This window comes from Neomesorhizobium albiziae (assembly GCF_900114255.1).
GTDB lineage: Bacteria > Pseudomonadota > Alphaproteobacteria > Rhizobiales > Rhizobiaceae > Neomesorhizobium > Neomesorhizobium albiziae.
Window position 1 is genome coordinate 146,995 of record NZ_FOSL01000003.1, and the last position, 23,854, is coordinate 170,848.

A 23,854-nucleotide genomic window follows, 5' to 3' on the forward strand; every position below is an offset into this window, starting at 1 on the left:
GAAAAATGAAACAGTTTCACTTTTCAAATGCAAAGGGCGGCGTGATAGCCATCGTGCCCCGACAGGTTCGCGCGCTGAAGACCCGCGACGCCCTGCTGGCCGCCGTGGAAGCGCTTGTCGCGGCCGAAGGAGCAGAGGCCGTCACCACCACGCGGCTGGCCTCGGTGACCGGCGTCTCCGTCGGCACCATCTACCGCTACTTCAGGGATCGCGACGCACTGCTTCTGGCCGCCTACGACGCCACGGTGACCCGCATCGTGCGGACCTGCGGCGCGGCCCTCGAGCAGATCGACCCGGGACTGCCCGTAGCCGATGCCGCCAGAAAACTGCTCGGGCTTTATCTCGACACCGCCGACGCCATTCCCGCGCATTCCGGCCTGCTCGCCGCAATGCGCGCCATCCGCCCGATCGCCGCCGACCAGGGCGGCAACAACGAGACAGCAATCGTCGGCGATCTCTTGGCGCCCTTCCTGCAGAAATTCACGGGCGCTGCCGACGTCGAACCGGCCCGCCTGCATTTCATGAGCGTACTTCTGGGTACGCTTGTCGATCTCTATCTCGTCACCCGCGACCGCGGCGAACGAACGCGGCTGCGCGGCGAGATCGAGGCCCACATGCTTCTGGCACTCGACAGGGCGCTCAGCCGGTAGCAGCGCACAGCGGCGCGGCGGAATCAGCGCGCGCGGCGCATTGGCGGTGTCACCGGCACGTAGAAGCGCACGTGGATGAAATTTCCGCGCGAACGGAAAACAGCCGCGTTTTATGATGCCGTTCCAATGGCTTGAGTGCAGGCACGTCGGCAGCGGTGGCGAAAAGTGTTCACACCTGCCGGGAATGCATGAAAATGCGAGGTATCCGGCGCGGAAAGCAGCGGAAGCAGGGCGTTTGCATGCGACGTCACGGATGGCGGCGATCGCGTCGACACCCTTGGTTCGAGGAAGGGCACGAGGTCGGGTGAAAGCAATATGCGAAGGGATCGATGTGTCAGAATTTTTCAACCGATGGGCGATTGAATATTCTCACGACAACCGCAACAACTGATCATCAACGATGTGGATTCATCCGAGGCAATCATGCCAAGTCCGCGATTGCCACCCGACATGGTGGAGAAGAATAACCGCAACGGTCGCACGGGAGGCTGCCACCGTTGCGGCAGCAAGGAACCCGGCACGGTTTCGGGCAACTTCGTTCCCGATTACCTGCCACCGCATGCCTTGCCAGTATCCGGTCTGCAAAAAATCTATCCGTGCTGCCTGGCCTGCAGCCGGCTATTTGGGGCCACGCTCACGACCTTCCTGCGTGAGAACGGACGATGAGCGCGGTCTTCTGTATAGTTCCCCTCGAATTCAACAGTTTCTACATCGCCGGCTCGCGCAGGGTCCATGTGCCTTGCTCCGTGGACGGGCATGCCTTCGCCGCTGACGAAAAATGCATCAATGTCGGATGCCGTATGTGGCAGGACGGCGACGTCGAAATCCATCTTGGTCGAGCCGCAGACTTCTTGCATTACACCGAACCGCACGTCGAAGCGTTCCTCGAAACACCTCGAAAAAAGGTGTTGCTGTTCGATGCCAATTATCCGGAACTGATGTCGATCCGGACGGACAGCGTGAAAACCCGCATCCGAATCTGGGCGAACCACGAAACCGAACCGGATCATGTCGTGGTGCAGGTTGGTGAGTAACCGCCCCCCGACTGCCTGCCGGCATCCTCTCCCACGTAAACGGGGAGAGGACCGCAGACAAAAACGCCGCTGGATTTCTCCAGCGGCGTTTTCATTTCAAAGCTTGTGAGCAGGCTCAGCTTGTCGGCTGCGGTTCCATGCCGCCTTCGGGCTCGGGACCCTTCTTCTTGCGGCCGCCGCTGGCGCCGCCGGCCTTCGGCACGGCCGAGCCGCGCGAAGTGGGCGTGTCGTCGCCGAGATCGCGCGACGGCTTCTGGCCGGCGATCAGCTGCTTGATCTCCTCGCCCGTCAGCGTCTCGTATTCGAGCAGGCCTTCGGCGAGCGCGATCCAGTCCTTCTTCTTCTTGGTCAGGATCGTCTTGGCGGTGGAATAGGCCTCGTCGATAAGCCGGCGCACTTCGGCGTCGATGATCTGCGCGGTCTCTTCCGAGACGTTTTGCGTGCGCGCCACCGAATGGCCGAGGAACACCTCTTCCTGGTTGTCGCCATAGGCGACATGGCCGAGCTTGTCGGAGAAGCCCCAGCGCGTCACCATGGCGCGCGCCAGCTTGGTCGCCTGCTCGATGTCGGAGGAGGCGCCAGACGTGATGTTCTCCTTGCCGAACTTGAACTCCTCGGCGACGCGGCCGCCCATCATGATCGCCAGGCGGGAAATCATGTATTTGTAGCTCATCGAGTAGCGGTCGCCTTCCGGCAGCTGCATGACCATGCCGAGCGCGCGACCGCGCGGAATGATGGTGGCCTTGTGCAGCGGGTCCGCCGACGGCACGTTGAGCGCCAGGATGGCGTGGCCGGCCTCGTGGTAGGCGGTGAGTTCCTTCTCGGCCTGGGTCATGGCGCTGGAGCGGCGCTCCGCACCCATCATCACCTTGTCCTTGGCGTCCTCGAACTCCTGCATGGTGACCAGGCGCTTGTTGCGCCGCGCCGCCATCAGGGCAGCCTCGTTGACGAGGTTGGCGAGGTCGGCGCCGGAGAAGCCCGGCGTGCCGCGCGCGATGACCTTGAGGTCGACATTCGGCGCCAGCGGCACGTTGCGGACGTGAACCTTGAGGATCTTCTCGCGGCCGTTGATGTCGGGGTTGGGCACCACGACCTGGCGGTCGAAGCGGCCCGGGCGCAACAGCGCCGGATCCAGCACGTCGGGCCGGTTGGTGGCGGCGATCAGGATGATGCCTTCATTGGCCTCGAAGCCGTCCATCTCGACCAGCAGTTGGTTCAGCGTCTGCTCGCGCTCGTCGTTGCCGCCGCCGAGGCCGGCGCCGCGATGGCGGCCGACCGCGTCGATTTCGTCGATGAAGATGATGCAGGGCGCGTTCTTCTTGGCCTGGTCGAACATGTCGCGCACACGGGAGGCGCCGACGCCGACGAACATTTCGACGAAGTCCGAACCGGAAATGGTGAAGAAGGGCACGTTGGCTTCACCCGCGACCGAGCGGGCAAGCAGCGTCTTGCCGGTGCCGGGAGGGCCGACGAGCAGCACGCCGCGCGGGATCTTGCCGCCCAGCCGCTGGAACTTCTGCGGGTCGCGCAGGAACTCGACGATCTCCTCGAGGTCTTCCTTGGCCTCGTCGACGCCGGCGACATCGCCGAAGGTGATGCGCCCATGCGCCTCGGTCAAAAGCTTGGCCTTGGACTTGCCGAAGCCCATGGCCCGGCCGGAACCGGACTGCATCTGGCGCATGAAGAAAATCCACACTCCGAGGATGAGGATCATCGGCAGCCACGACAGGAGAATGCCGAAGATCGAGCTCGATCCGTCGGTCTCGGGCCGCGCATTGATCGTCACGCCCTTGTCTTCAAGCCGCTGCACCAGCGTGGAATCGCCGGGCGAATAGGTCTGGAAGCCGCTTGCATTGTCGATATAGGTGCCGGAGATGCGGTCGCCGGCGATCGTTACCGCCTTGACGCGGCCGCCGGAGAGCTCCTGCAGGAACTCCGAATAGGCGATCTCGCGGGTGGCGCCGCGCTGCTGCGGAGCCTGGAAAAGGTTGAAGAGAGCGATCAGAAGTACGGCGATGATCGCCCAGAGCGCGAGATTGCGATAATTCGGATTCATCAAATGTCCCGTGGGCGTCCCGGATGCGGGACCCGTCCGTGTGAGGTGTCGTTCGTAACATAGGGAGGACGCCTGCCCTTGCCAAGCGTAACCCGGTGTCTCGGTTAAAGCTTATCCTTCATTGTGTCCCACGAATGGCAGGCCGGGCAGAGCTTCGCAACAGAGCAATTCGGCCAATGCGCGCGCCGCCGCGAGGTCGAACGACGGCAGGAACTGCGCCCAGGGTGCGACAAGGGGGATTGCGGTGATCTCGGGCGATTGCCCCTCACCCCGGCCCTCTTCCCGTGACCCTTCGACAAGCTCAAGACGGGGAGAGGGAGGCGTCAGCGTCGCGAATAGCCTCCAGCCAACCGCTGGTTCACAAGCCAGCGCCGCCCGGACCAGGCTTTCGGGAGCGTCAATGCCGGCAAGCTTCGCCTGCCGGGCGTTCTCGCCTCCGAAGGGCGCGATCGCGATCTGCCCGGCGTCCGTGAGGGTTTCGATGCGGTAGCGGCCGTCCCAGATCATCCCGTCATACGGCTTCGTCGGCTCGGGCAGCCCTCGCCGCTCGCGGTGCAGAAAGATGCCGGTGCGCCGTGTATCCACGACGGCCCGCGACAATGTAGCGCGCCACCCTGCGTCGCCGAGACGGCCGAAAAGCGTGGCGCTGCGTGCAAGATCGGGAAGCTGCTCCCTACCGCCGGCTGAAGCGAGGAGGATGCGCAGCGCATAGATCGCCGCGTCCTTGTTGTCGGCAGCGGCAAAGGCACGGTCGAGCGCGATGAGGCCGGGTGCTGCAAGCCGCGCGTGAGCGCGGATGAGTGCGGCCGCCGCCTTGCCAAGCGCGACCCTTACGGCCGCGGCGTGTACTTGCCCCTCACGCTTATCACCCCCTCCTCGCAGCGGGGTAATCGCATATGGGTCCTGTCTTCCCCCACTCCGGCCCTTCAGGCCACCTCTCCCCCCTCCGGAGGGAGAGGAAGGGAGCCCCTCCGTAGCGGCCGGCGCTTCCTCTCCCCCGTCGAGCGGGGGAGAGGTGGTTTGCAAAGCAAACCGGAGTGGGGGTCGACCATCCATATGCGATTGCTCCTCTCCCCGTAGGGACGGGGAGAGGGAGGACTGAGACGTCGCGGCCATCTGTTCACGCGCCGAACGCACCCGCGCGCGCTCGTATTTCCGATCGACATTGCTGGGGTCTTCGGCCCAGCCGATGCCGTTTTGCCGGAGGAAATTCCGCAGCGCCTCGCGCCGCGCGGCAATCAGCGGCCGCACGATCCAGGTCCGGCCTTCGAAGAGCGTCGCCGGGGCCATGCCGGCGAGCCCACGGCCCTCGCCGCGCGCGCCTCGCATCGCCACGGTCTCGGCCTGGTCGTCGACCGTGTGGCCGGCAAGCACGATGTCCGTGCCGGCGGCTGCCGCCGCCTCGGCCAGCAGCCGGTAGCGCGCGACGCGCGCCGAAGCCTGGATGGCGCTCGCCGGCTTGGCGCCCTGCCAGCGCATGGTGCGGTGCGCGATGCCGTGTCGCGCGCAGAGTGCGGCCACATCCCGCGCCTCGGCAGCGGATTCGGGCCGCAGCCCATGGTCGACGGTGACCGCGACGAGCCGCACGCCGGGTGCGGCGGCTTCGAGCCAGGTCTTCGTCAGGAAAAGCAAAGCGAGCGAGTCGCTGCCGCCGGAGACCGCCGCGACGAGCGCATGACGTCCGGAGAGCTCGATGGCCGGGAAAAGCTGGAGAAGTTCGGGTTCGGGCCGGAAGGTCGTGTCGGTTCCGGCGATCATGGCAGCCTGGCTGGCGTCAGCACGCCGCAAGCGCCTGCTCCTGCTTGATGCGCTCCTTGAGCGCGGCGGACGAGTCGGGATAACGCTTGCCCACTTCGCTGAAGGTCGCGCAGGCGACGTCGCGCTGGTTGAGGCCGACCAGCGACACGCCGAGCTTCAAGAGCATGTCCGGCGCCTTCTTGGATTTCGGGTAGCTCTTGTTGGCGGCGAGGAAGACTTCCGCCGCGTCGCGGTATTTCTTCTGCCCGAGCAGCGCCTCGCCGAGCCAGAAATGCGCGTCGGGCGTCTTGGCGTCTTTGGGGAAGCGCGCGATGTGGTCGCGGAAGCCGGCTTCGGCGGTGCCGTAGTCACCCGAGAGGATGAACTGGTAGGAATTGCGGTAGAGTTCTTCCGGATCGCTGGTCGAGGGAAGTGCTGCCACCACGGTGCCGTCTGCCACCGCACCGGCCGACGGGTCGGCCGGGTCGGCTGCCGGCTGGCCGCCCGAGGGAAGGCTGCCGCCGACCATCGCGCTGTCGCCGACGCTGCCGCCGGTGACATTGCCGTCGCGGTCGAAGGTGATGGTGCCGAACGTCTTTTCACCGCCAGGGGCGGGCGCGGCGGCTGTGCCGCCCGCCAGCGGCGTGTCCGTCTGCGTCGAGGCGACGGCGCCGGCCCCCGCCGCGGGCGGGGCGGTGTTTTCGGTGCGCGGCGCCTGGGTCGTGGCGCGGGGCTTGGCGCCCCCACCGGCGTCGGAGCGCTTGCCTTCAAGCTCCTGGAAACGGAACTCGTTGTCTTCCTGCATCTTGCGCATCTGCTCCTGCATCTGCAGGATCTGGAAGTTGAGCTCCTCGATGGTGCCGGAAAGCTGGCGGATCTGCTCTTCGAGCTGCGTCACCCGCGGATCGCCCGCCTGGGCCATCCGCATCGGCTGGTTTTCGGGAGCGCTGTCGCGCTGGAAGACTTTAGGTAGCGGCACGAAGACGCCCGGCAACTGGATGCCCGGCCTCGGCGGCGCGGCATCGTTCGCGGACGCCGCCGCCACAAGAAGCGGCAAAGCGACGATGCCCCCCAATAATGTTCGAAATTTCATCAGATTTTGTGTCCTGGAAAAAATTGCCAAACGGCCGCGCCGAACGCGGCTTCCCGGCTTTTATCAGGACTGGAGACTTCGGCCAAATTTTGTTTACTGGGGCGGAATGCATTCAGGCTGAACGTGCATTCCGCTCCACTGTGCTGTTTTAGCCGCATTTGTGCGACGCCGGGCTGTTCCAGCCGGCTGCAAAATGCTCTGACGAAAAAGGCGGCCGAAACGGCCGCCTTTGATCGTTACCGTGGCCGAAAAGCCTCAGCTGCCGGCAGCACCGTTGAGCACCGTGACGGCGCGGCGGTTCTGGCTCCAGCAGGAGATGTCGTCGCACACCGCGACCGGGCGTTCCTTGCCGTAGGAGATGGTCTTCAGCCGCTGGCCGGCGACGCCCCGAGAGATCAGGTAGTCGCGGGCGGCGGCGGCACGGCGGGCGCCGAGCGCCAGGTTGTATTCGCGGGTGCCGCGTTCGTCGGCATGGCCTTCGACGGTGATGCGGTAGTTGCCGTACTGGTTCAGCCACTGCGCCTGCTTGGAAAGCGTCGCCTGGGCGTCGGCGCGGATCGACGAGGAGTCGGTGTCGAAGAAGATGCGGTCGCCGACATTGACGGTGAAGTCCTGGGCCGAGCCCGGCGTCGCGGCTCCGGCGCCGAGGCCGAGATCGGCGGCGCTGTTCGGCGTCTTCTTGGAAGCGCAGCCGGCGATCGCCAGGGTGGCGACAACAGCGATGACGAGCGGATTTGTTGTGAGTTTAGCAATGCGGCGCATACCCGCCCTCTCCTTCGTATTCTAACGATTTCGTTGATCAACCAGTAACCACGTTGCGGTTAACCGGCGCTCAACAAACACGGTTAATTTTCCGTTTGCCGCTACCCCTGTCGGGCATGACAAGTCCCCGGCTCTATTGCATCGGCCCGAAAATCGGACCCGATTTTCGGAAAGCACGATGCATAGATTCAAAACCTCAGAGCGTCCTTTGCGCGTCCAGAAAGGACGCGCGGCGCTCTGGTTGGCGCGCACCGTAGGCTGAAATGAGGCGTAAACGCGGCGCGGATGTGAAAAGGGGCCTTTGCGGCCCCTTTTTTGCACTGTTTATGGTTGTACCGGGCCGGTTCCACACGCGGGCTGGCCGGTTCCACTTTTCGGGATCATGCTCATTCAAGCAGTGGCGACCACGCGGGGTCGGACGCGAAATTCGCCGTCGGGATCGCCTGTTCGTTGCGGCCGGTCAGGTCGATGGAATAGAGCCGCGGTCCGCCGCCGCCGGCGGGTTCGCGGAAGAACATCAGGACACGGCCGTTCGGCGCCCAGGTCGGGCCCTCCTGCGCGAAGCCGGTCGACAGGATGCGTTCGCCCGAGCCGTCGGTCTTCATGACGCCGATCTGGAACTCGCCGCCCGACTGCTTGGTGAAGGCGATGAGGTCGCCGCGCGGCGACCACACCGGCGTCGAATAGGTGCCGTCGCCGAACGAGATGCGGGTCTGGCCCGAGCCGTCGGCGCCCATCGCGTAGATCTGCGCGCGGCCGCCACGGTCGGAGGTGAACACCACCCGGCTGCCGTCCGGCGAATAGGAGGGCGAGGTGTCGATGGAGTTGGAATTGGTCAACCGCGTGGTGTTGCGGCTGCGCAGGTCCATCGCGAAGATGTTGGAGTTGCCGTCGTCGCGCAGCAGGCTCATGATCACCCGCTGGCCATCCGGCGAGAAGCGCGGCGCGAAGGTCATGCCGGGGAAATTGCCGACGAGCTCGCGCTGGCCGGTCTCGATCTGCAGCAGATAGACCTGCGGCTGGCCGCTCTCGTAGGACATGTAGGTGATTTCCTGGCGGCTCGGCGAAAAGCGCGGCGTCAAAACGATCGAGGAACCGTCGGAAAGATAGCGCTGGCCGGCGCCGTCCTGGTCCATGATCGCCAGACGCTTCTTGCGCTTGGCCTTGCTGCCGGACTCGTCGACAAAGACGACGCGGGTGTCGAAGTAGCCCTTCTCGCCGGTCAGGCGCTCGTAGATCGCATCCGCGATGATGTGCGCGACGCGCCGCCAGTTCTGCTTGTTGGCGAAGAACTGCTCGCCGGAAAGCTGCTGGCCGGCAAAGGTGTCCCACAGGCGGAACTCGGCGCGCAGCCTGCCGTCGGCTTCCTGGGTGACGCGGCCGGTGACCAGCGCCTGTGCGTTGATGACCTTCCAGTCCTCGAAGCGCGGCGCGACATCGGGATTGGAAATCTTCTCGATGAAGGCGGCCTTGTCGATCGGCGCGAACAGGCCGGAGCGCTTGAGGTCGGCGGCGACGACGCCGGCGATGTCGGCGCCCATCGAATCGCCCGACAGGAAGTCGGTGATGGCGATCGGCAACGGCTCGATGTTGCCCTTGTTGACGTCGATCTCGACCAGCGCGCGCGCCGGCAGCGTGACCGCGGCACTCATGCCGGCAGCCATGGCGCCGATCAAAAGCATCGTCTTCAGGAATTTCATCATTCGGTTCAGCCTCTTCAGTACCTGTCTAGCGGTGCTCGTCAGAACATCTCGCTGGGATCGAAATTGACAATCACGTCGGCCCAGGCGTCGTATTTGTCAGCGGGAAGATTGTAGGGGGCGCAGCGCGCCACGGCACGGCGGGCAGCTTCCGCCGCAGCGCGCTCGACACCGCTCGCTCCGCCACCCGAGATGATCTCAGGACTGCCTTCGAGTGCGCCGGCGCGATCCAGCCTGAATTGCACCGAGACCCGGAGGTTGCCGCCATCGGCAGCACCCGCCGGTATGTTCCAGCATTTCTGCACCTGGCCGCGCAGGGCGTCCATCTCGCTCTGCGACAGCGTCGAACCGCCGGTGGTCCTATCGCCGCCAAGAGCGGCCTGGTCGGTCGAGCGCTTGGCGCCGCCGCCCGAAGCCTTTTCCTTGTTCAGCAACGCGGCGACCTCGTCGGCGTTGAAATCCTTTTCCTCGGATTTCGGCTTGGCCGCCTGTTTTTCCGCGGGCTTCTCGGTATCCTTGCGGTCGGGCGCCTTGGCGGTCTCGGCCTTGGGCGGCTGCGGGCGCGCGGCGGGCGACGGCGCGTTTTCAGGCAGCTTGACGGCCTCGGCCTCGGCATTGTCGGCGACGATCGTTTCGGCGACCGGATCCGGCTTGACCTCCTGCTTGGGCTGCGGCTGCGGCGTAACCTCGGTGGCCGGAACCGGCGTCGGCTTCGGCTCGGCCTGCTTGACGGGCTCGGGCTCGGGCTTCGGCTGGTCGGCGGGCTGCGGCAGCGGCTCGGGCGCCGGCGGCGGGGCAGCGGCCGCCTTCACTTCCTTGGGCGTCGGCGTCGGTGTCGGTGGCGCCGACGTGTCGAGCTTGTTGTCGCCGAGCTTCTGGGCGTCGGGCACATCGGCCGGCTTGGTCGTCGGCTTCGGTGCCGGCCTCTCGGCCTTCGGCGCCTTCTTGTCGCCCTGCTGGATCTGGGTGATCGAGATGATCTCCACCGGCAGCGCCTCGACATCCGAAACCTCGAACGCCTTCGGCGCGGACAGCGAAAACAGTCCGAAGCCGAGCAGCGTGGCGTGCATGACGACCGATGTGGTGAGGCCGGCCTTCATTTCCTACTGGGTTTCCTGTTCCTGCAGCGTGACCAGGCCGATCTTGTTGTAGCCGGCGGCCTGGATGCGGGCCATGACGCGCATCACGGTGCCGTAGTCGGCGGTCTTGTCGCCGCGCACATAGATGCGCTCCTCATAGCCGGCCTTGGCGATGGCGCCGAGCTTGGCCACGACTTCCTCGAGCGGTATCTCGGTTTCCTGGATATGGATCTGGCCCGCCTCATTGATGGAGATGGTGATCGGCTGCGTTTCGGAGTTGAGCGCCTTGGCCTGCGTTTCGGGCAGGTCGATCGGCACGCCGACCGTCATCAGGGGTGCGGCCACCATGAAGATGATCAGAAGCACCAGCATGACGTCGACGAACGGCGTCACGTTGATTTCCGACATCAGGCGGTGATGGCGGCCACGGCGCCTGTGGCCGCGGGTTCCGCGTCCGCCCGTCTGTCCGGCTGACATTCCCATCCGTGCCTACCTCACGCCGCCTTCTGGGCGACGACTTTTTCATCGATTTGGCGCGAGAGTATGGCGGAGAACTCATCCGAGAACCCTTCCATGCGCACCGCGAGCTTGCCCGCGTCTGATGACAGCTTGTTGTAGGCGATGACCGCCGGAATGGCCGCGAGCAGGCCGATCGCCGTGGCCAGCAGCGCCTCGGCGATGCCGGGAGCGACGACGGCAAGGTTGGTCGACTTCGAGCCGGCGATGGCCTGGAACGAGGTCATGATGCCGACCACCGTGCCGAACAGGCCGATGAAGGGAGCGGCTGAGCCGATGGTGGCGAGGAAGCCGAGCTTGCCTTCCAGCCGCTCCATCTCGCGCGTCAGCGCCAGGTCCATCGCCTTGTCGATGCGCGTCTGCAGCGCCAGCGGCGACTTGGCGCCCTTCTCGAAGCTTTTCTTCCACTCGCGCATGGCGGCCACGAAGATGGCGCTCATGCCGGTGGTCTTGCGGTCGGCGAGCGTGCGGTAGAGCTCTTCCAGCGACTGCCCGGACCAGAACACCTGCTCGAAGCGGTTGAGGGCGCTGCGCATGCGGTTATAGGCGATCAGCTTGTCGACGATGATCGCCCACGTCCAGATCGACGCGGCGAGCAGGCCGAGCATCACCAGTTTCACCACCCAGCCGGCCTGCCAGAACAGGGCCCAGATCGACAATTGTGCGCCCGGCTCGGCGAGTGCGATGTTTTCCATTTGAACCGTCCTTAAGATACCGGGTTTCGGCTTAGCCGCTGGCCCATGCGCATCACTCCGAAATGGCCCGTCCGCGCGAAGCTTCCGGAAAGTGCCCCAAAATGCGCCGTGGCGGGCCTTTTCGGGGCGAAATTTGGTGAAAGGAAGGCGCGCGGATTCCCGCCAACCTTCACCGATTTCTTCATGGACCGTTAAGGTTAAGGATGAGTTAGGAAGAAGGGCGCTCATGAGCGGGGGCAAGTGCTGTCGCGTATGCCCCCTTCACCGCCTTCGGCGTCCCCCTCCCCCGCTGCGCAGGGGAGGAACCGCGGCGTTGCGGACGGCCTCCTCGCCCCCCTCGATGGGGGAGGTGCCGAGCGAAGCGAGGCGGAGGGGGTGGAAGCGGTAGCAAGGTCACCCCACCCGGCCCTTCGGGCCACCCTCCCCATCGAGGGGAGGGAGACAGGCGGAGCCGAAACTACCCCGATCCGCGCGCGGATCGACCCTGCCCTCAAGCGGGAGGGAGTTCTGTCGGCATGAACGCCGCGACCCACTCCTTGGGGAAACGCCGCGGCCGGCCGTTTTCGCCGATGATGGCGGCTTCGACCTTGGCCTCGACCAGCACTTCCTCGCCTCGCTTCAGTTGCTGCGCCATGAAGATGCGCGCGCCGGAAATCGCCTCGGTGCGGGTGTCGACGGTCAGGATGTCGTCGATGCGCGCCGAGCCGCGGAAATCGATTTCCATGCGGCGCACCACCCAGACCAGTCTCTCGCCGTGCTTGCCCTCGGCGAGCTCGGTGTGATGAACGCCGGCAAGCCGCAGAAAATCCGAGCGGCCGCGCTCGAAGAATTCGAGATAGCGGGCGTGGTAGACGACGCCGGAAAAATCCGTGTCGGCGAAATAGACCCGCGCCATGATGCGGTGGCCAAACGGCGTCAGCGCCCCGGAAAGGCCGGCCATCAGCAAGTCCCGTTCACCATGATCCGCCATCGCGCTTTCCTTTTTCCGGCTGACCTGACAGGGAGACCCGATGGCACTATTGGCGGCGACGATCAAGAACTGTCTTCTGGCGCTGGCGCTGCTGGCCTGCCTGGCCGCGCCCACTGCGGCGGCAACCTTCTCCATGAAACGCGGCATCAACCTCGACATCTGGGTGACATGGCCGGATGAAAAGCAGTGGGGCGACGAGGCGGTGATCCTGCCTTACCCCGAATGGCGCAAGAGCGTCGGTGACGCCGAACTCGCCACGCTGAAGGAGGCCGGTTTCGACTTCGTCCGCATCCCGGTCGACCCGGCGCCATTGCTTTCCGCGACGTCCGCCGCCCTGCGCGAAAAACTCCACGCTTCGGTGCTGGACTCCGTGCGCATGGTCAATCGCGCCGGCCTGAAGGCCGTTGTCGACCTGCATCTCATTCCGACCGGCGGCGGTCGCTCGGTCGGCATGGACGAGGTGATGAGCGACCCCGCCATGTTCGACCGCTATGTCGAGACGGTGCGCAACATGGCCAAGACGCTTTCAGGGGAAGACCCGGCGCTGGTGGCGTTCGAACTCATGAACGAACCGCTGCTGGATTGCGCCGAGGACGGCACCAATCTGTGGCCCGAGCGCCTGAAGCGGCTCTACGCTGCGGCGCGCGCCTCGGCGACGCGGCTGACGCTGGTGCTTTCCGGCGCCTGCTGGGCGGGCGCCGAGGGCCTTGCAAAAATCGATCCCCGGGAATTTCCCGACGACAATTTGATCTGGACGTTCCATTCCTACCAGCCGTTCCTGCTGACCACTCAGGGCGCCACCTGGGCCGGCGATTTCATCCGCTATGTCACCGGCCTGCCCTACCCGCCGCATTCCGTGCCGCGCGCCGAACTGGACGCAGCACTCGAAGCGGTGCGCCAGAAAATCAGGGCCGAGGCGCCGCTGCTGCGCCGCGCCGGGATGCTCGCCTATCTCGACGAGCAGATCGCCACGGTGGACACGCGGGAAAAACTCGACGGCGTGCTCGATGAACCGTTCAACGCCGTCGACGCCTGGGCGAAAAAACATGGGGTTGCTTCCCAAAACATTTTCCTCGGCGAGTTCGGCATGATCCGCCAGGAATATGGCAACCCGTTCGTGATGCCCGGTGCCTCCCGCGCGGCCTATGTGAAAGACATGATCGGCCGCGCCGAACGCCACGGCTTCGCCTGGGCGATCTGGGGTTACGGCGGCGCCTTCGGCATCGTCGACGAATTCGAGGGCAGGAAAGCGGAAGGCGACGTGATGGAGGCGGTCAGGGGGCTGAGGTAGGGGGTGGCTTATTTGCCCGCCCGGCCGCGTGCCGTGGTTAAGATTCTCGCCTATTGATTGTAGGATTATTTTCCTGTATATTCGACCTCTTTTCGTGGAGGGCATATGCAGGAACCTGCGAGTGACCAATCCAGGATCAAGGAAATACAATCGGCGCTGGCGAGCCTTGATGTCGATATAAAACTTCTCCGCCTTGGTATGAAAGCCGGGTTCAATCCCAGCCAGCCGCGCGTGCCCGCAGGCGATCCCGACGGCGGACAATGGACGGACACCGGAGCGGGGGGAAGCGATAACCCCCGGCAATCCACGTTCCGAACTGCCGACCGCGCAAGAATCGTAACCCGGTTTGGCGCCGGACATTCCATCGCAGACCCTAGAAGCCGCCACACCGTCACCCTGGCGAACGGCAAGAGATTCGTCTTCGAGACGGAAGGCGCCGTACAGAGTGTGTTCGATGGCAAGGGCCGTCCAATCAGCAAAGCGATCTGGACGCCCGCCGGCCCGGAAAGCTTGCCCATTGTTCAACAAGCGGGTTTGCCGGCGCGTGAGGCCGTCGACGCTTTTGAGGCTGCCCGACACCTGTACAATCGGCTCACGGCCGGCAACTCTCCCGAGCAGCGCGCCTGTCTTGCCTTTACCGCGACGGAGTTCGAGCCTGACTCGACATTACCGACTGTAAACTTCGTCGGTATGCTGTCGCGCGCCGACACGGCTGCCGTCTGCAGCAGGCTCGACACTGTGCAACGCCTTGCCGACGAAGCAAGCGTGGAGGCAAGGGCAGCCGGCACCTATCCGAACCCGGCTGTTTACGGCACTGCCGTTCATACGCGGTTAAGTCATAAGATCCGCGATCTCGGGGATCCATCCCTTCGACCCGAACGATCATTGACAAAGAAAATCGAGGAAGCACCCTTCAGTAATGCCGTTCGTGTCGATGTTCTGGAAGACCATGGTACTGGTCCGATCTGCGTTTATGACCTCAAGACCGGGCGGCGTGGCCTGAGCAAGGCGCGAACGCTTGAGTTTGGCGTCAGGTTGGCGAAGTACGGCCGTCCAATCATCGTCATCGAGATAAGGCCCTTCGAATGAGCGCCAACGCCCTGATCAAGAAGCATCTGATGCCGCTCCTGGCCGGGCATCCGGACATCGCGGTCGTGGGGCGCTGGATCATGATGAAGCCGATCCGGCATGTGCTGCGCGGTATCGTGATTTTGAGCCGCGAGCATGACAACTATTTTGCGCCTGAATGGGCGGTGACGCATTTCTGCGAACCGGTCGGCTTCTTTCCGCTGAATTGGGGAGATATCATTCACCGTGAAACGCCCGGCCTCTTCTACTGGAACGACCCGGAAGCGCCGGCGCAATTCGTGAAGCAGATCGAACGCGACATCCTGCCGCTTTTCCGCAGCATCGAAACCCTCGACGACATGGTGGCCTATCTCCGCACCAAGCCGATCCCGCATCGGGATTTCGAAATCGACGAGTTGCGCGGGGTCTCGCTCCACGCGGCGCGCGGCGATCTGGCCGCCGCCCGCGCCAAGCTGGACGATCTCAGGAATCGCCGCTCCTTATGGTGCATACCGGGCTTCGCGGAAAAGGAAGTATCTTCCGTGGTCGATGCGCTCGGCCCGCTTCTCGATGCGGGCGACCGGGCGGGTATCGCCCGGCAACTTGCCGAGTGGGAGGCGATGCGCATCGCTAAACTGCCGAAAGGCATGGCCAAAATCTGGGAGCCGACACCGTTTCCGGTGGAAGAGAATTGAAGCCGGGCTCAATCCTCTTCCTGGAACAGGCTGATCTGCGTGACCGCCAGGTCGCGCGGCGCTTCCAGGCCAAGGTGTTTCCAGGCGCTCGCCGTCAGCACGCGGCCGCGCGGCGTGCGCTGGATGAAGCCCTGCTGGATGAGGTAGGGCTCGATGATGTCCTCGATGGCGTCGCGCGGTTCCGACAGGCCGGCCGCGATGGTCTCGATGCCGACCGGGCCGCCGCCGAAGTTCATGGCGATCATCGACAGGTAGCGCCGGTCGAGCGAATCGAGGCCGAGCGCGTCGACCTCCAGCCTGGACAGCGCCTCGTCGGCGATCTGGCGGTTGACATGGCCGTCGCCGGCAACGGCAGCGAAATCGCGCACGCGGCGAAGCAACCGGCCGGCGATGCGCGGCGTGCCGCGCGCCCGGCGGGCGATTTCCAGCGCGCCGTCGTCGCCAAGCGGCATGCCGAGGATGCGGGCGCCGCGCCGCACGATCTGCTCCAGTTCGTCGACCGAATAGAAATTGAGCCGCACCGGAATGCCGAAACGGTCGCGCAGCGGATTGGTGAGCAGGCCGAGCCGCGTGGTGGCCGCGACCAGAGTGAACTTGGCCAGGTCGATCTTGACCGAGCGCGCTGCCGGCCCCTCGCCGATGATCAGGTCGAGCTGGTAGTCCTCCATCGCCGGATAAAGGATTTCCTCGACCGCCGGGTTGAGCCGGTGGATCTCGTCGATGAAGAGCACGTCGCGCTCCTCGAGATTGGTGAGGAGTGCGGCGAGGTCGCCCGCCTTGGCGATGACCGGGCCGGAGGTGGAACGGAAATTGACGCCGAGCTCGCGCGCCATGATCTGCGCCAGCGTCGTCTTCCCTAGGCCGGGCGGCCCGACGAACAGCACATGGTCGAGCGCCTCGCCGCGACCCTTGGCGGCCTCGATGAAAACTTTCAGATTGGCGCGCGCAGCCGCCTGCCCGACGAATTCGTCGAGCGACTGCGGGCGCAAGGTGGTGTCAACGTCCTCGCCGCGTTTGTCGGGGGAGATGAGGCGGGGGGAAAGGTTCACGAGAGAAGTTCCATCGTAGGGATACGCGCCGCTGCCTCGCGATCGAACGTAACCGTCCGCACGCAGCCAGCCTTCAAGGCCGAGTGAGCAATCAGGTGGTCGGCGAGTTCATCTTTGAGAGCTGCTCCGCGGCTTATCAGCGTCGAGACAAAAAATTCATCCTCAATGAGCAGTCCGGCGGTTTCCACGATCAACAGCAGAACCGCATGAACCTGCTCACGGGAGTAGCGGTAGAGGCGTCGAAGAACCCATGTCAGCTCAACAAGTACGATCAAACTGATGAAAGCCGGATCATCCGAATTACGGCCCTTCATAAAAGCTTCCGCTTTCGCGAACTGTTCGGCATCGTCGTTGACGATGTATTGAATCAGAACATTGGTATCGACCGCGTTCATTCGCGCCCCTCGTTCCACTGCCGGCGAATGCGTTCATGATCTTCGGCGATGTAATCGCCGATTGCATTGTCGAAATCCTGAAGTGTCGCGCCCGCCCCCTTGGGCGGTTTACCCAGGAATCCAGCAAGGTCGGCGATGCTGCGATTCTTGGGGATCAGCCGGACCAGGCCATTGTCGAGGACATAGTTGATACGATCGCCGGGTTTAAGTTTGAGATACTCACGCACCTCTTGCGGAATTGTCGTCTGGCCTTTTGAAGTGACTTTCGATTGATATCCCATCGAAACCTCCATCCTTACATCTCTATAATGGTAAGGAAATTGCGCCAGCGCAAGGCACAGTTTACCGCGCCAGTTCCTTCAATCCGAGCCGGATCAACTTAGCCGAATCCGCGCCCTCGCCGGCGGTCTTCATGGCCGCGGCGATCGCATTGGCGGCGATGTCCCTGGAGTAGCCGAGATTGGTGAGCGCGGAGACCGCGTCGGCCACGGGCGCGGGCGCCACCCCTTCGCCGAGTTCCTGCTTCAGGCCGATCGTGCCCGAGGCCGACCCGGCGAAGGCCGGCGCCTTGTTCTTCAACTCCGTGACGATGCGCTCAGCCACCTTCCTGCCGACGCCGGGCGCCCTGGAGACCATGGCGATGTCACGCAGCGCAATCGCGTTGGCGAGATCCGGCGGCGACAGCGTCGACAGGATCGCCAGTGCCACTTTGGCGCCGACGCCCTGTACATTGTTCTGCAGCAGGCGGAACCATTCGCGCTCCAGCGCGGTCTGGAAACCGTAGAGCCGGATCATGTCCTCGCGCACATAGGTCTCGATGAACAGCGTGACGGCCTCGCCCGGCCCCGGCAGGTGGGCGAGCGTCCGGGCCGAGCAATAGGCGACGTAGCCGACGCCATGCACGTCGACAACGCAGTGATCCTCGTCGATCTCGTCGAGCATGCCCTTGAGCTTGCCGATCATGTCTCGTGTTTCCTAAGGGTGCGTGTCGGGGGCGATGATGCGCAGCATCGGAAAATAGGCGCGATAGCGCGCCTGGTCCCGCGTCAGCAGCGAATAACCGCGCACTGCCGCATGTGCGCCAATGTAGAAATCCGGCAAGGGAGACCGCTTCGGCCCGCCGTCGCGGCGATAGGCCAGAAACGCGTGGCCGGCAGCGAAGGCCGCTTCCCACGGCAGATCCTCCCTGACGAAACGCGATGGCGACAGCGCCTGTTCCAGCGCCGATTCCAACGGATACCCCGCGGCCATTTCGGCATAGATGATCGGGTTGATGACCACTGGTCCCTCAGACCGGACACGCTCGATGTGACGGATCGACCAGTCTTCCCACGGGCTGCCAGCATCGAAGAGATCGATCAGCACCTTGGTGTCGACAAGCGTCGGCATCAATCCCTCAGAAGCCGGAAAAACTCGTCCCCAGTCATGCCGCCCAGATCCATCGATCCCTTGTGGCGGCGGATATGATCCATGAAATTGGCCACCTCCAGATTGGCGTCCGCAGGCGGCGCCGGACGCATGATGGCGACGTCATCCTGCAGGCTGAATTCCACCTCGCTGCCAGGCACGATTCCCAGCTTGCGGCGGACATTCTTCGGAATGGTGACCTGGCCTTTTTCAGTGACGCGCAATGGTAATACCTCTGCGGTATTACTTAGCGGCCAAACCGGAACAAGTCAAGAACAAGCAGGATCAGTTCAGGATCAACCCGCGAGCGCGATGCGGTAGGCCGCGCTTTGCCGGTGATGCGCGTGGCAGATGGCGATGGCCAGCGCGTCGGCCGCGTCGTCGCCCTGGAACGTCGCCTTCGGCATCAGCACCTTCACCATCATGTGGATCTGCTGCTTGTCGCCGTGGCCGACGCCGATCACGGCTTTCTTGACCGCGTTGGGCGCATATTCGGCAACCCGCAATCCGGCGCGCGCCGGCACCAGCATGGCGATGCCGCGCGCCTGGCCGAGCTTCAGCGTCGCCGAGGCGTCCTTGTTGACGAATGTATGTTCCACCGCCGCCTCATGCGGCATGTGACGGTGAAGTACGTCGGCCAGCCCGTCATGCAACTGGCAGAGGCGCGAAGCGAGATCAGCCTTGTCGTCCGATTTCACGGTTCCCGAGGCAACGAAACGCAGCGAATTGCCAAGGCTCTCGACGATACCCCAGCCGGTCCGCCTCAAACCCGGATCGATGCCGACAATGCGAATCGTTTCCCTCATCCCGTCCACTTTACCTCCGCCGGCCCTTGATGCCAGCGAATTGTGAACAAAACAGAAACGAATAGCTCGGCGCGTCAGCCGCGCGCGAAAGCCGTGTTGAGGAGCGAGATCTGGTCGGAGACAGGATTCGCGATGCGCAGCGGCGCAGCCGGTGCATTGCTGTTGCCGCCATAGATCTGGTCGTCCATGCGGCGCACCACGCCTTGCAGGCTGAGCGAGCGAAGCACGAGGTCGCGGAAGGCTTCCGGCAGCTCGAACCAGCCGGTGCCGTTCTCCTGGGCCGAACTCGTGTCGAGTCGCACCTTGGATTTTTCGGCGGCGACCTGGTCGCGCGTCATTTCACCGGAATTCGCTGCCCGCTGCAGGAGCAGCCATGACGCCACCTGCATCAGCCTTGTGGTCAGCCGCATCGATTCGGCTGCGTAGAGCGTGGCGGCCGGCCTCGACAGTTTCTTGGCCTCGGCGCGCCCTTCGCCATCCAGATATTCGGCGGCCTGTTCGACCAGCCGCATGCCCTCGTTGTAGAGCGGCTTGAAGGAATGCGAGAAAACCCGGCGCTCGGCCAGCTTTATGGTAGTCGCCATTCCTCTTTCAGCCTCGATCATCTTTCACTACGCCCCTGCACGACCCGCCGAACTTGCCGTTCTATACGCGGCGAACCCGTTCCAGGTTCCCGCTACCCTTGCTGGAGCATGACCTTTTCCGAAAACCGGTTTCCACTTTCCGGGATCATGCTCTAGACGCCAACAGTAAGAAAATGCTCTGTGGCGCCGTTCAAGGCAAGCGTATGTTTAACAGAAGGTTAACGGCGAAACTGCGGCCCCGCCGCGCGGGTCGCCAAAATCCTGTCGCGGACAAAAAAAGAGCCGCGAAATGGCGGCTCTCAGGAGTTTAACAGGGAGGCGTCAAACGGAGTGGCACCAACCACTCGGTAAGAATCCAGATCACTGGATGCACACAGTAAACACCTGTAAAGCTTAACAGACTCTTAACGGCCCGCATATTTTTTAGCTCAAGCTGAAAGAAACTGTGCCGCAACCGCACAGTTGAGCCGCTGTTCCTTCAGCGAATCAGCCGCTAAGAAACCAGCCGGAGCGGTTCACGATTCCATGGAATCGTTCAGCCGCTCCAAGTCTTTGTTTGGTCGCGTTTCCGAACCGGAAAACCGCTACGCACTTTTCCTGGAAACGCTCTACGCGCGCCGCACGACCGGCACCGATATCCATGCGAACAAGAGCATTCCGGCCAGGAAGCCCATCGAGGCGACCGCGGTCACCGGCTCCAGCGCGTCGTTGCCCGCCAAAAGGAAGAACAGCGACACCACGAGGATGACGCCGCTAACCGCCGTCAGCCAGAAGTGCGCCTGCGCAAGCCGTGTTTCCCTGGCCGCGGGAAACAGGTGGTAGAAGAAGGCGAACACCGCCGACATCAGCCAGCCCAGCACCATCATGTGGGCGTGCACCGGCATCTGCGAGTGATCTCCGCTGATCCCCATTTCCAGCCCTAGCAGCATCCCGAAGATTGCGTAGACAACCGCCAGAATGAAGAATTTTCGTGCGACTCCTTGCATGTTCCCCTCCAAAGTTTCCCGATCCCTAAAGGCATTGGCGGCCGCGCATCCCCAGAGCGGGATGTTGCTTGAGCCGCATTTGCGAGACGCCAGGCGATTCCACCTGGCCGCAAATGCGGTTTGTTCAGCCGCCTTGTCTGAGCAGAAATCCCACCGCCGAATCCCCGACCCGGCCGCAGTCTAGAGCGGCGTTGTTTCCGGTTGTTGTCGCCGGGGCGACCAAGTGGATACGCGGAGGCGTTATTGCGGGAAAGACGCCTTGGCCATCTCGCGCAGCCGGAATTTCTGTATCTTGCCGGTCGAGGTCTTGGGAATTTCCACGAAGACCACCGCCTTCGGCACCTTGAAGCGCGCCAGCAGCCCCCGGCAGTGCTCGACGATCTCGTCCTCGGTCGCCGCCTTACCGGGCTTCAGCTCGACATAGGCGATCGGCACCTCGCCCCATTTGTCGTCGCTTCGGGCGACAACGCCGCAGGACGCCACGGCGGCGTGCTTGTAAAGCGCGTCCTCGACCTCGATCGACGAGATGTTCTCGCCGCCGGAGATGATGATGTCCTTGGACCGGTCCTTGAGCTGGATGTAGCCGTCCGGATGCATGACGCCGAGGTCGCCCGAATGGAACCAGCCGCCCTCGAAGGCCTCGTCGGTGGCCTTGCGGTTCTTCAGGTAGCCTTTCATGACGATGTTGCCACGGAACATGACCTCGCCGATGGTCTCGCCGTCGGCCGGCGTCTTCTCCATGGTTGCGGGATTCATCACGGTGAGGTCTTCGAGCGCGGCGTAGCGCACGCCCTGGCGGGCCTTCTTCGAGGTGCGCGGCCCCTTGTCGAGCTGGTCCCAGTCGTCATGCCATTCGTTGACGACCGCCGGTCCGTAGGTTTCGGTGAGCCCGTAGAGATGCGTCACCGCGAAGCCGGCGTCGGCCATGCCCGACAGCACCGCTTCGGGTGGGGGCGCGGCCGCCGTGTTGAAGGTGACGACCTGCGGGAATTCGCGCTTGTCTTCCTCCCGCGCGTTGATCAGCGTCGACATGACGATGGGCGCGCCGCACAGATGGGTGACGCCATGGTCGGCGATTGCGTCGTACATCGCCTTCGGCCGCACCCAGCGCAGGCAGACATGGGTGCCGGCCTGCACGGCGAGCGTCCATGGAAAACACCAGCCGTTGCAGTGGAACATCGGCAGCGTCCACAGATAGACCGCGTGCCTGGCCATGCCGGCGTGGATGGTGTTGGTGTAGGCCATCAGGGCCGCGCCCCGGTGATGATAGACGACGCCTTTCGGATTGCCGGTGGTGCCCGACGTGTAGTTCAGCGAGATCGCATCCCACTCGTCGTCCGGCATCGACCATTGGAAGCCGGCGTCGCCACCGGCCAGGAATTCCTCGTAATCGGTGGAGCCGATGCGCTCGCCCTTCGGATAGGGCGCATCAGTGGCATATTCGGGGTCGTCGAAGTCGATGACCAGCGGCGTGACCTCGGCCAGCGCCAGCGCGTCCTTCATGACGCCGGAAAACTCGCGGTCGACGATCAGAATTTTTGTCTCGGCATGGTCGAGCTGGAAGGCGATGACGGCGGCGTCGAGCCTGGTGTTCAGCGAATGCAGCACCGCCTTGACCATCGGCACGCCGAAATGCGCTTCCAGCATCGGCGGCGTGTTGGACAGCATCACCGTCACCGTGTCGCCCTTGCCGATGCCTTTGGCCGAAAGCGCGGAGGCAAGCTTCAGCGAGCGCTGCCAGAAATCGCGGTAGGTGACGCGCTGGCCGCCATGAATGATGGCGACATGGTCGGGGAAGGTTTTGGCGGCGCGCTCCAGAAACGACAGCGGCGTCAGCGGCTGGTGGTTGGCGATGTTGCGGTCGAGGCCGGTGTCGTAGATGCCTGGCAAGTGCTCCCCCTTCGGATACGAGAAGGAGAGCTTAGACCGCCGCAAGGCGACATTGAAGCAATTCTATTTCAGGATTTATCCGCCGCCGGCGCGGCGGATAAATCGTCAAGACGGCTTGAGCGCGGCGCCGCCAATAGCGCGCGAGGCAGCGGCGGGTTTCGGCTTCTTGCCGGCCAAGCCGATCCTCGGCTGCCATTCCAGGTAATAGGCGAGCGCGAACTGCAGCGCGATGCCGGTCGAGATCAGCACGATGTCGTAGAACATGCCGCCCGGGCTGACCGTCTTCATGACCTGCCCGACCATGGCAAGCAGCGTGCCGGCGATGAAGACCGGAAGCGAGTGCTTGCCGAGAACGGCCAGCGGATGGTTAGGGCCGGTGCGCGCCAGGTTGGACAGCCACGGCACGGTGACGATGAGGTAGGCGATCGCCAGGATGTGCAGCAGCCGCGAGGCCGACAGGAAGGTCTTGTCGAAGCCGGTGAGCACGGTGGGCAGGCCCGACGCGGTCTCGATGCCCCACAGCGGCCATTTCACCCAGAACAGCGCGCCGGCGAGATAGAAGACGGCGGCACCCGCCATCCACCAGTTGAAGCGGATTTCGCCGCCGCGCTTCACATGCATCATGCCGGCGATACCGATGACGAACAGGAACTGCCAGGACAGCGGGTTGAGGAACCAGAAGCCGTCGCCGGGATAGTTGGTCGGCGCGACCTGGTTGACGCCGGCGACGAGCCAGACCAGCCCTGACGCCATCATCATCAGCCGCAGGCTGACCGTGCCGAGCAGGAGGAAGACCGGCAGCATCAGAAGCACCACGGCATACATCGACAGGATGTTGTTGTAGCCGACCTGATGGCCGAGCGTGGCGATGCCGACCAGCGCCTCCGGCGTGTCGTTGATGATCAATTCGATGTTGATCAGCTTCAGAAGGTCCGGGCGTGAAAAGTAAAGTGCGGCGGCCGAAAAGATCGCCAGCGTCGCCACCGTCGTCATGATGTGGGTGACATAGAGAACGCCGGCGCGACGCCACGCCTTCAATGTGATCAAAAGCCGGTTGCCCGGCTCGAACTTCAGCCCGTAGGCCAGCCCGATCGCGATGCCCGAGATCAGCACGAAGGCCTCGGCCGAATCGGAAAAGCCGAAATTCTTGTGCGTGAAGTGCTCGAAAATCGTGCCCGGCACGTGATTGATGAAGATCGTCAGCAGCGCAAGCGCGCGGAAAACATCGATGCGGGTATCCCGCTGGGAGGAAGCATTGCCGGTCATGATCAGTCACGGGTTTTTGTTGCGCAAGGCGGGTCCGGATCGGACCGCCGGGGCGATGAATGGTTACCGCCATAACGCGCAAGTACCGGAAAAGGATGACGTCTTCGCGTTTTTCCCCGTCACGT

25 protein-coding genes are annotated in these 23,854 nt (G+C 63.8%); 5 read left to right on the forward strand and 20 right to left on the reverse strand.

Features of this window, described 5'->3' with window-relative positions; translation table 11 throughout:
• Window positions 1-5 precede the first annotated feature (5 nt).
• Window positions 6-650, forward strand: a complete 645-nt coding sequence (locus F3H98_RS07195) for a TetR/AcrR family transcriptional regulator (RefSeq protein ID WP_149759452.1) — start codon at window positions 6-8, stop codon at window positions 648-650.
• 662 nt (window positions 651-1,312) lie between these two features.
• Window positions 1,313-1,684 carry a hypothetical protein gene (locus F3H98_RS07200; protein WP_149759453.1) on the forward strand — a complete coding sequence of 124 codons (372 nt, stop codon included), beginning with the start codon at window positions 1,313-1,315 and terminating at the stop codon, window positions 1,682-1,684.
• Window positions 1,685-1,799: 115 nt separating this feature from the next.
• On the opposite strand, the gene ftsH is transcribed toward F3H98_RS07200, so the two are convergent.
• From ftsH to ybgC, 9 genes are all read right to left on the reverse strand, one after another.
• Window positions 1,800-3,740, reverse strand: a complete 1,941-nt coding sequence (gene ftsH, locus F3H98_RS07205; protein ID WP_149759454.1) for an ATP-dependent zinc metalloprotease FtsH — start codon at window positions 3,738-3,740, stop codon at window positions 1,800-1,802.
• A gap of 111 nt (window positions 3,741-3,851) precedes the next feature.
• The gene (gene tilS, locus F3H98_RS07210; RefSeq protein WP_342211603.1) at window positions 3,852-5,528 is read right to left on the reverse strand and encodes a tRNA lysidine(34) synthetase TilS; all 1,677 of its coding nucleotides are present in this window, start codon (window positions 5,526-5,528) and stop codon (window positions 3,852-3,854) included.
• Entirely contained in the window at window positions 5,515-6,570 is a 1,056-nt protein-coding gene (gene ybgF / locus F3H98_RS07215; protein WP_149759455.1) for a tol-pal system protein YbgF, read from the reverse strand. The genes tilS and ybgF overlap by 14 nt, the downstream gene beginning before the upstream one ends.
• A gap of 255 nt (window positions 6,571-6,825) precedes the next feature.
• On the reverse strand, window positions 6,826-7,332 hold the full coding sequence (pal, locus tag F3H98_RS07220) for a peptidoglycan-associated lipoprotein Pal (RefSeq protein ID WP_149759456.1): 507 nt from the start codon (window positions 7,330-7,332) through the stop codon (window positions 6,826-6,828).
• Between the two features lie 386 nt (window positions 7,333-7,718).
• Entirely contained in the window at window positions 7,719-9,035 is a 1,317-nt protein-coding gene (gene tolB / locus F3H98_RS07225; protein WP_149759457.1) for a Tol-Pal system beta propeller repeat protein TolB, read from the reverse strand.
• A 38-nt stretch (window positions 9,036-9,073) separates the two neighbouring features.
• Complete coding sequence (locus F3H98_RS07230; RefSeq protein WP_149759458.1) at window positions 9,074-10,132, reverse strand: hypothetical protein; 1,059 nt, start codon at window positions 10,130-10,132, stop codon at window positions 9,074-9,076.
• A 3-nt stretch (window positions 10,133-10,135) separates the two neighbouring features.
• Window positions 10,136-10,594, reverse strand: coding sequence for a protein TolR (gene tolR, locus F3H98_RS07235; RefSeq protein ID WP_149759459.1), 459 nt, complete (start codon window positions 10,592-10,594; stop codon window positions 10,136-10,138).
• A gap of 11 nt (window positions 10,595-10,605) precedes the next feature.
• Window positions 10,606-11,322, reverse strand: coding sequence for a protein TolQ (gene tolQ, locus F3H98_RS07240; protein ID WP_149759460.1), 717 nt, complete (start codon window positions 11,320-11,322; stop codon window positions 10,606-10,608).
• A gap of 490 nt (window positions 11,323-11,812) precedes the next feature.
• Entirely contained in the window at window positions 11,813-12,292 is a 480-nt protein-coding gene (gene ybgC, locus F3H98_RS07245) for a tol-pal system-associated acyl-CoA thioesterase (RefSeq protein ID WP_149759461.1), read from the reverse strand.
• 40 nt (window positions 12,293-12,332) lie between these two features.
• Between ybgC and F3H98_RS07250 the strand changes: the two genes are divergently transcribed.
• The 3 genes from F3H98_RS07250 to F3H98_RS07260 all read left to right on the forward strand — a co-directional run bounded on the left by F3H98_RS07250 (window position 12,333) and on the right by F3H98_RS07260 (window position 15,346).
• Window positions 12,333-13,583: a glycoside hydrolase family 5 protein gene (locus F3H98_RS07250; protein WP_149759462.1), complete on the forward strand. Its 1,251-nt coding sequence runs from the start codon at window positions 12,333-12,335 to the stop codon at window positions 13,581-13,583.
• A 105-nt stretch (window positions 13,584-13,688) separates the two neighbouring features.
• On the forward strand, window positions 13,689-14,672 hold the full coding sequence (locus tag F3H98_RS07255; protein WP_149759463.1) for a hypothetical protein: 984 nt from the start codon (window positions 13,689-13,691) through the stop codon (window positions 14,670-14,672).
• Window positions 14,669-15,346, forward strand: a complete 678-nt coding sequence (locus F3H98_RS07260; RefSeq protein WP_149759464.1) for a hypothetical protein — start codon at window positions 14,669-14,671, stop codon at window positions 15,344-15,346. Before F3H98_RS07255 ends, F3H98_RS07260 begins: the two co-directional genes overlap by 4 nt.
• A gap of 8 nt (window positions 15,347-15,354) precedes the next feature.
• On the opposite strand, the gene ruvB is transcribed toward F3H98_RS07260, so the two are convergent.
• From ruvB to F3H98_RS07315, 11 genes are all read right to left on the reverse strand, one after another.
• On the reverse strand, window positions 15,355-16,395 hold the full coding sequence (ruvB, locus tag F3H98_RS07265; RefSeq protein WP_149759465.1) for a Holliday junction branch migration DNA helicase RuvB: 1,041 nt from the start codon (window positions 16,393-16,395) through the stop codon (window positions 15,355-15,357).
• Window positions 16,392-16,790, reverse strand: a complete 399-nt coding sequence (locus F3H98_RS07270; protein ID WP_149759466.1) for a type II toxin-antitoxin system VapC family toxin — start codon at window positions 16,788-16,790, stop codon at window positions 16,392-16,394. Before F3H98_RS07270 ends, ruvB begins: the two co-directional genes overlap by 4 nt.
• Window positions 16,787-17,071, reverse strand: coding sequence for an AbrB/MazE/SpoVT family DNA-binding domain-containing protein (locus F3H98_RS32275; RefSeq protein ID WP_149759467.1), 285 nt, complete (start codon window positions 17,069-17,071; stop codon window positions 16,787-16,789). The genes F3H98_RS07270 and F3H98_RS32275 overlap by 4 nt, the downstream gene beginning before the upstream one ends.
• A gap of 61 nt (window positions 17,072-17,132) precedes the next feature.
• Window positions 17,133-17,753 (reverse strand): Holliday junction branch migration protein RuvA, encoded by a 621-nt coding sequence (ruvA, locus tag F3H98_RS07280; protein ID WP_149759468.1) that lies wholly within the window; start codon window positions 17,751-17,753, stop codon window positions 17,133-17,135.
• 12 nt (window positions 17,754-17,765) lie between these two features.
• On the reverse strand, window positions 17,766-18,179 hold the full coding sequence (locus tag F3H98_RS07285; protein ID WP_149759469.1) for a type II toxin-antitoxin system VapC family toxin: 414 nt from the start codon (window positions 18,177-18,179) through the stop codon (window positions 17,766-17,768).
• Window positions 18,179-18,421 (reverse strand): AbrB/MazE/SpoVT family DNA-binding domain-containing protein, encoded by a 243-nt coding sequence (locus F3H98_RS07290; RefSeq protein ID WP_149759470.1) that lies wholly within the window; start codon window positions 18,419-18,421, stop codon window positions 18,179-18,181. Before F3H98_RS07290 ends, F3H98_RS07285 begins: the two co-directional genes overlap by 1 nt.
• A 72-nt stretch (window positions 18,422-18,493) precedes the next feature.
• Window positions 18,494-19,003 (reverse strand): crossover junction endodeoxyribonuclease RuvC, encoded by a 510-nt coding sequence (ruvC, locus tag F3H98_RS07295; RefSeq protein WP_149759471.1) that lies wholly within the window; start codon window positions 19,001-19,003, stop codon window positions 18,494-18,496.
• 74 nt (window positions 19,004-19,077) lie between these two features.
• The gene (rcdA, locus tag F3H98_RS07300; RefSeq protein ID WP_149759472.1) at window positions 19,078-19,608 is read right to left on the reverse strand and encodes a protease adaptor protein RcdA; all 531 of its coding nucleotides are present in this window, start codon (window positions 19,606-19,608) and stop codon (window positions 19,078-19,080) included.
• Window positions 19,609-20,195: 587 nt separating this feature from the next.
• Window positions 20,196-20,573 carry a cbb3-type cytochrome c oxidase subunit I gene (locus F3H98_RS07305; protein ID WP_149759473.1) on the reverse strand — a complete coding sequence of 126 codons (378 nt, stop codon included), beginning with the start codon at window positions 20,571-20,573 and terminating at the stop codon, window positions 20,196-20,198.
• Between the two features lie 240 nt (window positions 20,574-20,813).
• On the reverse strand, window positions 20,814-22,463 hold the full coding sequence (locus F3H98_RS07310) for an acyl-CoA synthetase (RefSeq protein ID WP_149759474.1): 1,650 nt from the start codon (window positions 22,461-22,463) through the stop codon (window positions 20,814-20,816).
• A gap of 105 nt (window positions 22,464-22,568) precedes the next feature.
• Window positions 22,569-23,729 carry an OpgC family protein gene (locus F3H98_RS07315; RefSeq protein WP_149759475.1) on the reverse strand — a complete coding sequence of 387 codons (1,161 nt, stop codon included), beginning with the start codon at window positions 23,727-23,729 and terminating at the stop codon, window positions 22,569-22,571.
• Window positions 23,730-23,854 lie beyond the last annotated feature (125 nt).

Bases quoted from the DNA above. Each gene is read 5' to 3' on its own strand.
- F3H98_RS07195 (WP_149759452.1), top strand. From the start codon at position 6: ATGAAACAGTTTCACTTTTCAAATGCAAAGGGCGGCGTGATAGCCATC.
- F3H98_RS07200 (WP_149759453.1), top strand. From the start codon at position 1,313: ATGAGCGCGGTCTTCTGTATAGTTCCCCTCGAATTCAACAGTTTCTAC.
- ftsH (WP_149759454.1), bottom strand. From the start codon at position 3,740: ATGAATCCGAATTATCGCAATCTCGCGCTCTGGGCGATCATCGCCGTA.
- ybgF (WP_149759455.1), bottom strand. From the start codon at position 6,570: ATGAAATTTCGAACATTATTGGGGGGCATCGTCGCTTTGCCGCTTCTT.
- pal (WP_149759456.1), bottom strand. From the start codon at position 7,332: ATGCGCCGCATTGCTAAACTCACAACAAATCCGCTCGTCATCGCTGTT.
- tolB (WP_149759457.1), bottom strand. From the start codon at position 9,035: ATGATGAAATTCCTGAAGACGATGCTTTTGATCGGCGCCATGGCTGCC.
- F3H98_RS07230 (WP_149759458.1), bottom strand. From the start codon at position 10,132: ATGAAGGCCGGCCTCACCACATCGGTCGTCATGCACGCCACGCTGCTC.
- tolR (WP_149759459.1), bottom strand. From the start codon at position 10,594: ATGGGAATGTCAGCCGGACAGACGGGCGGACGCGGAACCCGCGGCCAC.
- tolQ (WP_149759460.1), bottom strand. From the start codon at position 11,322: ATGGAAAACATCGCACTCGCCGAGCCGGGCGCACAATTGTCGATCTGG.
- ybgC (WP_149759461.1), bottom strand. From the start codon at position 12,292: ATGGCGGATCATGGTGAACGGGACTTGCTGATGGCCGGCCTTTCCGGG.
- F3H98_RS07250 (WP_149759462.1), top strand. From the start codon at position 12,333: ATGGCACTATTGGCGGCGACGATCAAGAACTGTCTTCTGGCGCTGGCG.
- F3H98_RS07255 (WP_149759463.1), top strand. From the start codon at position 13,689: ATGCAGGAACCTGCGAGTGACCAATCCAGGATCAAGGAAATACAATCG.
- F3H98_RS07260 (WP_149759464.1), top strand. From the start codon at position 14,669: ATGAGCGCCAACGCCCTGATCAAGAAGCATCTGATGCCGCTCCTGGCC.
- F3H98_RS07270 (WP_149759466.1), bottom strand. From the start codon at position 16,790: ATGAACGCGGTCGATACCAATGTTCTGATTCAATACATCGTCAACGAC.
- F3H98_RS32275 (WP_149759467.1), bottom strand. From the start codon at position 17,071: ATGGGATATCAATCGAAAGTCACTTCAAAAGGCCAGACGACAATTCCG.
- ruvA (WP_149759468.1), bottom strand. From the start codon at position 17,753: ATGATCGGCAAGCTCAAGGGCATGCTCGACGAGATCGACGAGGATCAC.
- F3H98_RS07285 (WP_149759469.1), bottom strand. From the start codon at position 18,179: ATGCCGACGCTTGTCGACACCAAGGTGCTGATCGATCTCTTCGATGCT.
- ruvC (WP_149759471.1), bottom strand. From the start codon at position 19,003: ATGAGGGAAACGATTCGCATTGTCGGCATCGATCCGGGTTTGAGGCGG.
- rcdA (WP_149759472.1), bottom strand. From the start codon at position 19,608: ATGATCGAGGCTGAAAGAGGAATGGCGACTACCATAAAGCTGGCCGAG.
- F3H98_RS07305 (WP_149759473.1), bottom strand. From the start codon at position 20,573: ATGCAAGGAGTCGCACGAAAATTCTTCATTCTGGCGGTTGTCTACGCA.
- F3H98_RS07315 (WP_149759475.1), bottom strand. From the start codon at position 23,729: ATGACCGGCAATGCTTCCTCCCAGCGGGATACCCGCATCGATGTTTTC.